We start from the raw sequence: 11,253 nt of genomic DNA, 5'->3' as shown, positions 1-11,253 counted from the left end.
ATTATGTCGGATTTTTCAGCGTTTTCTTAGCGAGAAACCTTACCTGACGGACTCGCGCACCATTAATTCCGGCGTCAGCACCAACACATTAGGTTCGGTGTTAGGGTGTTCCAGACGATATAGCAGCGTATCAATCGCTAATTCGCCGAGCTCATCCTTCGGTTGATGAACCGTAGTGAGAGGCGGAGACATATAGCGAGCCAGTTCAATGTCATCGTAACCAATAACAGCCATATCTTGAGGAATTGAAAGCCCGGCCTGATAAAGTGCGTGATAAACGCCGACAGCCATTGCATCGTTACTGGTGAACACGGCTTCGGGTTTATCTTCCAGCGCTAATAGCTGCTGCATAGCGCGATAGCCCGCTTCAAATTCAAAATCACCGAAAATTTCATAATCAGCGGGAACGGATAATCCAGCGAGCTGCATCGCCTGCCGATAACCTTCCAGTCGGTTGTAGGCGGTCGTCTTATCTTTAGGACCTGCAATGCAGGCTATCTTTTTATAGCCGCGAGAGATGAGGTAATTGGTTGCGAGCTCTCCGCCGAGCAAAGAGTTATCTTTAATAACATCGATAGCGCCTTCAAAGGGTGCCCAGTCCATCATGACCATAGGAATAGAAGGATAGCGGCTCATCATTTCAGGCAAGGGGCGATGGCTTTCTGTACACATCAGCAAGACGCCATCGACTCGCTTTTGCAGCAGCGTTTCGAGACTATGGCTCATTCTGTCGCGATCGCCTTCGGTGTTGCACAGAATCAGGCTATAGCCCCGCTCATAGCAACAACGCTCAACGCCACGTACCACTTCGGCATAAAACGGGTTATTACTGGCTGTGAGCAACATGCCGATGGTGCGGGTCTGATTGATTTTCAGACTTCTAGCCAGCGCAGACGGCGCATAGTTGAGATCCTCAACGGCCTTCATTACCTTTTCGCGAATGGTATCGCTGACAAAGCGATTGTTATTAATGACGTGAGATACGGTAGAAGTAGAAACACCCGCCAAACGGGCGACATCTTTCATGGTGGCCAAAGATCACTCCTGAGCTTGCAAAAATGCGTCGATCTCTTCACGCCATGGGACAGAAGGTTGAGCGCCTCGGCGAGTTACAGCAATCGCTGCCGCAGCATGAGCGAATTTCACCGCTGAAGACATTGGCCGGTTTTCCAACAAAGCGGTAACCAACGCGCCATTAAAAGTATCTCCGGCTGCGATCGTATCCACTGCTTTTACGCGATAACCCGGAATACGTTGCCCTTGACCATTTTCACTCAACCATACACCTCGGCTACCCAATGTAATCAGGACCGTTTCGATACCTTTGTCATGAAGAATCTGTGCTGCGCGAGCAGCATCTTCTTCCGTCTCAACGGTAATCCCCGTCAGGAACTGCGCTTCGGTTTCGTTCGGCGTGATCATATCGACGAGCGACAATAGTTCATCAGGTAGTTCACGAGCTGGGGCGGGATTAAGAATCACTTTCGTTTGGTGTTCATGCGCCAGTTTAGCTGCGGCGATAACCGTTTCCAACGGCGACTCAAGCTGCATAAGCAACGCAGAAGCATCAATAATGTGTTGCTGATGACGATGAAGATAATCAGGCGTCACCGCCGCATTCGCGCCTGCATTAATGGCAATCATGTTCTCAGCGTCAGCGTTAACAAAAATCAGCGCAACGCCAGTCGTTTCCCCAGAAATTGCTTCAACGGCGGAAACATCAATATTGTCCTTGGATAGCTGCTGACAAATACGGGAACCGATATCATCTTCTCCGACGCAGGCAATAAAGGCGATATCCGCACCACTTCGGCCAGCAGCAACAGCCTGATTAGCGCCTTTCCCACCGAAAGCGACACTATATTGTTCACCGATCACCGTTTCGCCCGGGCGGGGAAATTGCTCAAGATTGAGAATATGGTCAGCATTAATACTGCCCAGAACCACCAGCTTACCCGTTTTCATTATGTCGAATCCCGCTACGTTAATAATGCGCCACCACAAACAGGTGGCGCGAGCCCAGCTTTATTCTTTACTTATTTTGCTACCAGCTTCAGGTCAACCGGAATAATGGCCTGCGTTTTTTCACCTTTAAGCACTTTATCGGCCGTTTCGATACCGATTACGCCGATCTGGTCTGGACGCTGAGCTACCGTTGCTGCCAGCTTGCCTGACTCAACGGCCTTCACACCATCCTGAGTGCCATCAAAACCCACAACTAGCACATCCGTTTTACCCGCAGTTTGCAGTGCACGCAGTGCGCCTAACGCCATTTCATCGTTCTGAGCAAATACCGCCTGAACGTCAGGATGTGCGGTCAGCAGGTTCTGCATCACGTTCAACCCTTTAGTACGATCGAAGTCAGCAGGCTGGCTAGCCAGCATAGCAAATTTATTTTTCTCAGCAGATTTCATGAAACCAGCCCCACGCTCACGCGCGGCAGAGGTTCCGGCAATCCCTTCCAACTGAATGACTTTGGCGCCTTCACCCAATTTTTTGGCAATGAAGTCACCGGCTACTTTACCGCCGAAGGCGTTATCAGAAGCAACGTGGCTCACCACCTCACCGCTGCTGGCGACGCGATCGAGCGTAATGACTGGAATTTTAGCCTGATTAGCCATTTTAATTGCATTGCCTACCGCATCGGAGTCCGTCGGGTTGATCAGCAAGACTTTGGTACCGCGAACTGTCAAATCCTGAACGTTAGCCAGTTCTTTCGCAGGGTTATTCTGGGAATCCAGCACAATCAGCTCATAGCCCAGTTTGTCAGCTTCTTTCTGCGCACCCTCTTTCATGGAAACAAAGAACGGGTTATTCAGCGTAGAAACCACCAGAGCAACCGTATCTTTGGCCAAGGCATTAGCACTGACAGTCGCGCTCAGCGCAACAGCGGAAACCAGAGTAGCCAGCTTTTTCATATTCATAACTCAATTCCTGTGTGAATGAAGGTTATTTACTGCTTTTGTTATCTACCAGAACCGCCAGCAAAATGACGACTGCTTTGACGATCATTTGGTAGTAAGAAGAAACACCTAATAAATTCAGTCCGTTGTTGAGGAAACCAAGGATAAGTGCGCCGATCAATGTACCAACGATACGCCCTTTGCCCCCGGCCAGACTGGTGCCGCCCAATACCACAGCCGCGATAGCATCCAGTTCATACCCTGTACCCGCCGTAGGCTGTGCAGAGGACAAACGTGCGACTTCAATAATTCCCGCCAGGGCAGACAGCAGCCCGCACAGGGAATAAACAATAATCTTGATTTTATCAACGCTGATACCGGATAAGCGGGTTGCCGACTCGTTGCCACCCAGCGCATAGATATAACGCCCCAGACGCGTATGGTGCAGCATGTACCAAGCCGCGGTGAACACGATAGCCATAATCCAGATTGGTGTCGGAATACCCAGCGGACGACCAATGCCGAACCAGCCAAAAGCATCTGCGACGTCGGAAAAGCCAGTATTCACTGGGCTGCCGTTGGTGTAGACCATCGTCACACCACGCAGCAACAGCATCATGACCAGCGTGGCGATAAACGCCTGCACTTTACCTTTAGAAACGATGACACCCGTGCCTGCGCCAATCAACGCACCCAGCGCCAGTGCGCCAAACACAGCCACCAGCGCATTCACTTCAAGCCCAACGATGGACGCCGCTACGGCCCCCGTCAGCGCCAGCAGTGAACCCACCGACAAATCAATTCCCGATGTCAGTATCACCAGTGTCATGCCGACGGCCATAATGGCATTCACCGACGTCTGCTGGAGAATGTTGAACAGGTTATTCAGGGTGAAAAAGTTAGGGCTCATGGCGGAAACAACCGCAATCAGGATCAGGAGCGCGATCAGCGATTTCTGCTCCAGTAACCATTCTTTGCTGAACCAGCGTTTTGCCGCGATAGATTGAGAACTCATGTCTGACTTACTCCTGCTTTGCGCCGTATTGCTTACCAACGGCCGCAGCCATCAGTGCTTCCTGGGTTGCTTGCTCAATCGGGAAATCACCGCTCAAGCGCCCTTCATGCATCACGATGATGCGATCGCTCATTCCCAATACTTCGGGCATTTCGGATGACACCAATATGATGCTCAGCCCTTCTTCTTTGAATTGATTGATTAACTGATAAATTTCTTTCTTAGCCCCAACGTCAACGCCACGCGTCGGTTCATCGAGGATCAAGACATTGGGGCGCGTCATCAGGCCACGGGCAATCGCCACTTTTTGCTGATTGCCGCCGGAAAGCAGGCCGATCGGCTGTTCCATCGAAGGCGTTTTAACGTTGAACAGGCGAATAAAATCGGCGACCGTCAGTTGCTCTTCTGCATGCTTGAGACGACCACCCACATGGCTGAAATAGTGCAGTGCGGTTAAGGACATGTTTTCTTTTACCGACATTCCCAGAACCAGACCATCACGCTTGCGGTCTTCAGAAATATAAACAATGCCGTTCGCCAAGCCATCCTGAGGTTTACGGGTCACCACGTCGCGGCCATCAAGCGTTACATTGCCACCCGTTCGTGGAAGCGCGCCGTAGAGAATCTTCATCAGTTCTGTACGGCCCGCGCCCATCAGCCCTGCAACACCCAGAATTTCACCTTTGCGTACGGTAAAACTCACGCTATCAACACCCGGCCCAGACAGGTTTTGCACGTTAAGACGCACTTCTCCCGGCTCTTTATTCGAGCGCGGATACTGGTCTTCCAGCTTGCGGCCCACCATCATTTCAATCAGCGTATCTTCCGCTAAGTCACTCACCGGACGCTCGCCGATAAACTGACCATCACGGAAAACAGTAATGTCATCGCAGATTTCAAAAATCTCTTTCAGACGGTGGGAAATATAGACAATGCCGCATCCCTGAGATTGCAGCTCTTTGATCACGCTGAATAACGAAGCGGTTTCGGTATCCGTCAGAGCATCGGTAGGTTCGTCCATGATGATGACTTTCGATTCAAAGCTCAGCACCTTGGCAATTTCCACCATTTGCTGATCGCCAATCGATAAATCCCCTACCATACGGCGACTGTCATAGCGCAGATTAAGGCGCTTCAGCAGCTTATCGGCTTCCGTATACATCTTATTCCAGTCGATACGACCGAAGCGGTTGGTAAATTCACGGCCGAGGAAGATATTCTCGGCAATGGTGAGTTGGGGAATCAGGTTAAGTTCCTGATGAATAATACCGATACCTGCTTCCTGAGACGCTTTCGGTCCATTGAAATCCACCTCTTGTCCCAGAAAATGGATACTGCCGGCATCTTTACGATAGATCCCGGTCAGGACTTTCATCATGGTGGATTTACCCGCACCGTTCTCACCCACCAGCGCCATCACTTTTCCTGGATAGACATTCAGTGCCGCACCGGAAAGCGCTTTAACGCCGGGAAAAGATTTCGTGATGCCTTGCAGTTGCAGTAAAGGTTGCATTGATGCCTCAGAACGTTACGCCAGCACAAAGGATGACATTGGCATACGGAGAGCACTCTCCGCTGCGAATGATGGCCCGGCTTTTGCCGCTTTGGGTTTTAAATTCTTCATGGCTGACATAGTGCAATGCAATTGAGTTTCCCTGATGCTGTTCAAGTTGCTTCAATTGATCGAGTAATGCGTCATGGACTGCGGGGTTCTTTTCAATAATCTCTTCCGCCAGAATAGCGGCCTCAACCTGCATTTCGCTGGTGACAACATTAACCACCTGCAAGAACGTCGGCACATTGTGCGTCAACGCCAGATCGATACGGGTCGTCGTTTCAGGAATCGGTAAACCCGCATCACCAATAACAAGGCTATCGGTGTGCCCCAACCGAGCAATCACGGAAGAAATATCTGAATTCAATAATGCTGCTTTTTTCATCTTCTCACCCCACCAGCGAAACGTTTCGCTGATAATATTCTAGAAAAAGAAGAGAGAAAGGCAACGAAGAAATAAAAAAAATGTGATCACCATCGAAACGTTTCGCTAACAAAAAAATAAAGGTAACGAGAGGACGTTATAGAAGGTTGATAAATAGAGAAATGGCGGACGACAGCCCGCCACTAGAGAATTGAGAATAACGTATTAAAGTTTGCGGATCTGCTTCACATCCAGCTCGACGGAATTGAAATCTTTATCCAGCTCACCCTGGATTTCCACTTTATCCGTGGGCGAAATCATCTGACCATTCCAACGCTTGTGATCGATTTCGACTTCTATCGTGCCGGTCGAATCGCGGAACAGATAGTTCTCATCACCGATCCGTTTTTCAATATTACCGCTCAGCGTAACCCAACTATCGTCACGCAGATCTTTAGCCTTATCTACCGTAGTGAGGGAATTCTGTGGATCGATGAATCCCCCTTTATGGGTGCCAACCGCAGGCGTTTCTGGGTTGACGAAACCACCGCCGCTTTGTGCGGCAAATACGGGTGCAGAAACCAGAGCGGTAATGGCGAGTAACGCAGCTGCTTTTTTCATAGTATGCCTTCCTTATTTTGCCTGTCGTTTCGCAGTCAATCTGCGGGAGTAATCGGTCTTCGGGAAGGATTAAAACAAACTGTTCTTAACAGAATCTTAAGGACTCAGCTTTTACATTTTTATTTTTTTATATTGCCGAAATCGCCTGATTTCAGCGATTTGTCCTGTACACATCCCCCTGCGATTTCGTATAAAACCGGAAAAGGCGCAAACGCGACAGCGGCACATCCTTTGCGAGGCAGCCATGAGAGTATTGTTAATTGAAGACGATCGCCTGATTGGTGATGGCCTAAAAGCTGGATTGATCAAACTGGGCTTTAATATTGACTGGTTTACAGAAGGTAAAGCAGGTGTCGCTGCATTGAAGGCAGCCCCTTATGATGCAGTGGTACTCGATCTCAGCCTGCCGGGTATGGATGGAATGGATATCCTGCGCCAGTGGCGTCAGGCTGGACATGATGAACCGGTACTGATTCTGACCGCACGTGATGCGCTGGAACAGCGAGTGGACGGGTTGCAGCAGGGTGCCGATGATTATTTATGTAAGCCCTTTGCGCTGACAGAAGTTGCAGCTCGCCTACAGGCGTTGATTCGCCGCCGTCATGGCCAACTCCAACCTGCATTAACACACGGCGCAGTTTCCCTTGAGCCTGGCTCACGGAGCGTTACGCTTAACGGTGAGTCATTAATACTAAAATCCCGCGAACTGGCGTTATTGGAACTGTTCTTGCTCAACCCGAGTCGCGTGCTCACGCGTGCGCAGTTGGAAGAAAAGCTCTACGGTTGGGATGATGATGTCTCCAGCAATGCGGTAGAAGTCCATATCCATCACCTGCGCAAAAAGCTGGGCAGCGGGTTTATCCGTACCGTGCATGGCGTTGGCTATGTTTTGGGAGACGCGCCATGAACCAGCTCAGTTTGCGTTTACGACTGATTGCGGGTTTTACACTGCTGACCCTGATGTGCTGGGGCGTAGCCAGTCTGCTTTCGTGGTACCAAACACGCGATAACATCAATGCGTTATTTGATACCCAGCAAATGCTGTTTGCCAAACGCCTGGCCACCATGAATCCCGATGAATTGCGAACCCAGTCAACCTCTCTACCCAAAACCAAAAGTCTGGTACACAAAAGCCGAGGTAAACAGGATGATGATGCACTGGCCTTCGCTATTTTTACCCGCGACGGGAAAATGGTGTTGAACGATGGTGATAACGGCAAAGATTTCATTTTTGACTATAAGCGCAACGGCTTCACCGACGGCAAATTGCGTGATGATAACGATGCATGGCGCATAGTCTGGCTGACGACGGAAGATAATCGTTATGTGATTGCCGTTGGTCAGGAGTGGGAATACCGTCAGGATATGACGCTGGATATTGTAAAAACCAACCTGATGCCCTGGCTATTTGCGCTGCCTATCATGCTAGCACTGCTGTTCTGGCTGGTGACACGTGAACTCTCGCCGCTAAAACGTATTGCCGCTGAGCTTCAGTTACGCTCCCCCGACGAAAGCACACAGCTGGCGACGCAGCGCATCCCACAGGAAGTCCGCCCGTTGGTTAATGCACTGAATCTCCTGTTTTCCCGCATCAGCGATATGTTGACTCGCGAGCGCCGTTTTACCTCCGATGCCGCTCACGAACTGCGTAGCCCGCTGGCGGCATTGAAAGTTCAAACCGAAGTTGCGCAGTTGGCGCATGATGATGAGGCGATGCGTCGCCACGCATTAATGAATCTGGATAAAGGTATCGATCGCGCTACCCGACTGGTGGATCAGCTCCTGACGCTGTCGCGGCTGGATGCCGAATCGCATCCCGAGGGGATGCAGCCTGTTCAGTTCAATGAATTACTACAACAAGCAGTGATCGCGCATTACCACACGGCACAAACCGCAGGTATCGAATTGACACTGGACTTACCGGATACCCCGGTTATCCGGCAGGGCCATCCGCTGCTGCTAGCCCTGCTGATACGCAATCTACTAGATAATGCCATTCGTTACAGCCATGAAGGGGGAACGGTAAACCTAACGCTGACAGAAAAGGGCTTCCAGGTTGCCGATAACGGACCGGGCATCAGTGATGAAGCTCTGGCCAGGATCGGTGAGCGTTTTTATCGCCCACCGGGGCAGGAAAAATCTGGCAGCGGGCTCGGGATTTCCATCGTGAACAACATCGCCATGCTGCATCACATGCGGGTTACGTTCACCAACCAGCCCGAAGGGGGGCTGATTGTATCGGTTAGCTGGTAACGATTATTCTCTCTATCGTTAAATCACTAAACGATACGGCTTTCCCAACAGACAGCGACTCGCTGCTTGTTATTAGGGAAACACGGGGATGAGGTTCCCGCAGGGACACCTCGCCCCGTGGTCGACCGTATATCTCGATCTCATCCCAACATAACTTCATATATTGGATTCGCTTAAATCTCGACCTGTATCCCCAGCTCAATCAGTCTGTTCGGCGGTATTTCAAACTGATCCGCCGCTCTCAGCGCATTGCGGCTGAGCATCATGAATAGCTTACCGCGCAAGCGCAGATACCACGGTCGTTCGCCGATAATCAGCGACTCATTGGACATAAAGAAAGACGTTTCCATCATTTGGCAGGTTAACCCATCCTGCCAACAGCGCTGAAAGACCTCTTCCACATCCGGCGTCTCACGCCAGCCATAGTTGGCGATCACGCGCCAGAACGTCGGCGAAAGCTGTTCAACCGTCACGCGGCGCGCATTCAACACATAGGGTGCATCTTCCGTTCGCATGGTCAACAGCACCACGCGTTCGTGCAGAATCTTGTTATGTTTGAGATTATGCAGCAGCGCGAACGGGATCACGCGTGTGGCACGCGAGAAATACACCGCCGTGCCTGGAACCCGCGTCGGCGGCGATTTCTCCAGCGATGCAATCATGGCATCCAGCGAATTACCATGCTCATGCAACCGACGCAGCAGCCTGAAACGTTCGCTTTTCCATGTAGTCATGATAATAAACATCACCATGCCTAGCGCCAGCGGCAGCCAACCACCGGACAAGATCTTGACCACGTTTGCCAAAAACATCGGCACGTCGATAACCAGCAAGCCCGCCAGCAAAACCCACGCCAGATAGCGATTCCAGAGCCAGTTCTTCACCGCTACCGTACAGAACAGAATACTGGTAATCACCATCGTGCCCGTTACCGCAATACCGTAAGCCGCAGCCAGATTGCTCGAATGTTCAAAGCTGACAATCACGATAACAACCGCGATATAAAGCATCCAGTTAATGGCGGGAATATAAATCTGACCAGATTCCATATCTGACGTGTGTACGATACGCATCGGCGGCAAATAACCTAGCCGCACTGCCTGACGCGTCAGCGAGAAAACGCCTGAAATCACGGCCTGCGAGGCAATAATCGTCGCCAGCGTGGCCAGCACCATCAGTGGGATCAGCGCCCAATCTGGCGCCAGCAGGAAGAACGGGTTCTTGATCGCTTCCGGGTTCTTTAACAGCAGCGCGCCCTGTCCGAAGTAATTTAATACCAGAGACGGCAACACCACCGTAAACCAGGCCAGACGAATTGGGAATTTACCAAAGTGGCCCATATCAGCATACAGTGCCTCGACCCCGGTAATGGCCAGCACCACAGCCCCCAGAGCAAAGAATGACACCGCTTTGTATTCGATAAAGAAGCGAACAGCGTACATCGGATTTAACGCCTGCAAGACTTCGGGGTTAGCGATAATACTGCGCGCACCCAGCACGCCGAGCGTCAAAAACCAAATCAGCATCACAGGCGCAAATAGTTTGCCGACGCTGCCAGTACCGTGTTTTTGAATGATAAACAGCAACGTCAGGACGACAATCGATAACGGTACGATATAGCTATCCATCGACGGCGCGGCGATTTCCAGCCCTTCCATCGCCGACATCACCGAGATAGCTGGCGTGATGACCACCTCACCATAGAAGAAACTGCCGCCGATCAATCCCATGATAACCAGTACAGACGTCATGCGATCGGAGGTATTACGCCCTGCCAATGACATTAATGTGAGAATGCCACCTTCACCGGCGTTGTCGGCACGCATCACATAGGTCAGGTATTTCAGCGAAACAACGAGGACCAATAGCCAAAAAATCAGTGAAAGAAAGCCAAAGACCGAATCAGGCTCGACCCCAAAACCAAACTGCCCTGATAAACATTCCCTTAACGTATAAAGAGGGCTGGTTCCTATATCTCCATAGACCACCCCGATGGCTGCCAGCGTGACAGCCGGAAGCGAACGTTTATGTTCTGAGCTCATAAACCTATCTTCTGTTATTAATCAGTCCGCGAAGCGCGTCATTCACAGCAACTCGTCCAAAAGCGCACAGTATGCACAAATCAGGCTAAAAACCCATTTTTATTGTGCGCTCCACCTTCTACCCCTAAATAATTCGGGTTGCAGGACAAAACGTTAACGTTTTGAACAACGCAAAGCGTTGGCCCTTTAGGGCGATGCTCAGCCATGAGCATCGTAACGCGGCAAGCGAGGGACAAATTCGTCGGGAACGAATTTGTCCAGCCAACGGCTTGCCTTCGGTGAGAGACAGGATGTCTCTCATTTCATCCCGATGAGCTTACTCAAGTAAGTTATTCGGGTGACTGACAAATCAGCCAGAGGCAGATTTGAACGCTGCTTGCAGCGACCCCAACGGGGTGAGGTCCACGCGAGTGGGCCGAGTAGCGCAGCCAACACACCTGCCGCTTGAAGTATGACGGGTGTATACGAAACATCCTGTAAAAGGTGGTTTATTGCTTACT

General features: G+C 50.8%; 10 protein-coding genes. 2 read left to right on the top strand and 8 right to left on the bottom strand.

What is annotated here, in order from left to right:
• Nucleotides 1-39: 39 nt before the first annotated feature.
• From rbsR to CLR69_RS18690, 7 genes are all read right to left on the bottom strand, one after another.
• Nucleotides 40-1,035, bottom strand: coding sequence for a ribose operon transcriptional repressor RbsR (gene rbsR, locus CLR69_RS18720; RefSeq protein WP_165345998.1), 996 nt, complete (start codon nt 1,033-1,035; stop codon nt 40-42).
• A 3-nt stretch (nt 1,036-1,038) separates the two neighbouring features.
• Nucleotides 1,039-1,965 (bottom strand): ribokinase, encoded by a 927-nt coding sequence (gene rbsK, locus CLR69_RS18715; RefSeq protein ID WP_129707660.1) that lies wholly within the window; start codon nt 1,963-1,965, stop codon nt 1,039-1,041.
• A 71-nt stretch (nt 1,966-2,036) separates the two neighbouring features.
• Nucleotides 2,037-2,924 (bottom strand): ribose ABC transporter substrate-binding protein RbsB, encoded by an 888-nt coding sequence (gene rbsB / locus CLR69_RS18710; RefSeq protein ID WP_129707658.1) that lies wholly within the window; start codon nt 2,922-2,924, stop codon nt 2,037-2,039.
• 25 nt (nt 2,925-2,949) lie between these two features.
• Nucleotides 2,950-3,918 carry a ribose ABC transporter permease gene (gene rbsC, locus CLR69_RS18705; RefSeq protein ID WP_129707656.1) on the bottom strand — a complete coding sequence of 323 codons (969 nt, stop codon included), beginning with the start codon at nt 3,916-3,918 and terminating at the stop codon, nt 2,950-2,952.
• A gap of 7 nt (nt 3,919-3,925) precedes the next feature.
• Nucleotides 3,926-5,431 (bottom strand): ribose ABC transporter ATP-binding protein RbsA, encoded by a 1,506-nt coding sequence (rbsA, locus tag CLR69_RS18700; RefSeq protein ID WP_129712877.1) that lies wholly within the window; start codon nt 5,429-5,431, stop codon nt 3,926-3,928.
• A gap of 7 nt (nt 5,432-5,438) precedes the next feature.
• Nucleotides 5,439-5,858 carry a D-ribose pyranase gene (gene rbsD, locus CLR69_RS18695; protein WP_113627215.1) on the bottom strand — a complete coding sequence of 140 codons (420 nt, stop codon included), beginning with the start codon at nt 5,856-5,858 and terminating at the stop codon, nt 5,439-5,441.
• A gap of 204 nt (nt 5,859-6,062) precedes the next feature.
• Nucleotides 6,063-6,458 carry a YgiW/YdeI family stress tolerance OB fold protein gene (locus CLR69_RS18690; RefSeq protein ID WP_129707650.1) on the bottom strand — a complete coding sequence of 132 codons (396 nt, stop codon included), beginning with the start codon at nt 6,456-6,458 and terminating at the stop codon, nt 6,063-6,065.
• Nucleotides 6,459-6,702: 244 nt separating this feature from the next.
• Between CLR69_RS18690 and qseB the strand changes: the two genes are divergently transcribed.
• Together qseB and qseC are read left to right on the top strand one after the other, a co-directional pair.
• Nucleotides 6,703-7,365, top strand: coding sequence for a quorum sensing response regulator transcription factor QseB (qseB, locus tag CLR69_RS18685; RefSeq protein ID WP_129712878.1), 663 nt, complete (start codon nt 6,703-6,705; stop codon nt 7,363-7,365).
• A complete protein-coding gene (gene qseC / locus CLR69_RS18680; RefSeq protein ID WP_129712879.1) occupies nt 7,362-8,711 on the top strand; it encodes a quorum sensing histidine kinase QseC in 1,350 nt (449 codons plus the stop codon). The genes qseB and qseC overlap by 4 nt, the downstream gene beginning before the upstream one ends.
• A gap of 173 nt (nt 8,712-8,884) precedes the next feature.
• Here the strand turns inward: qseC and kup are convergent, their stop codons facing one another.
• A complete protein-coding gene (kup, locus tag CLR69_RS18675) occupies nt 8,885-10,753 on the bottom strand; it encodes a low affinity potassium transporter Kup (RefSeq protein WP_129707644.1) in 1,869 nt (622 codons plus the stop codon).
• Nucleotides 10,754-11,253: the final 500 nt, after the last annotated feature.

Origin of the sequence: Pectobacterium zantedeschiae (genome assembly GCF_004137795.1) — a bacterium.
Taxonomy (GTDB): Bacteria; Pseudomonadota; Gammaproteobacteria; order Enterobacterales; family Enterobacteriaceae; genus Pectobacterium; species Pectobacterium zantedeschiae.
Note: the sequence above shows the minus strand (reverse complement) of the source record. Positions and strands in the feature narration are given on the sequence as shown.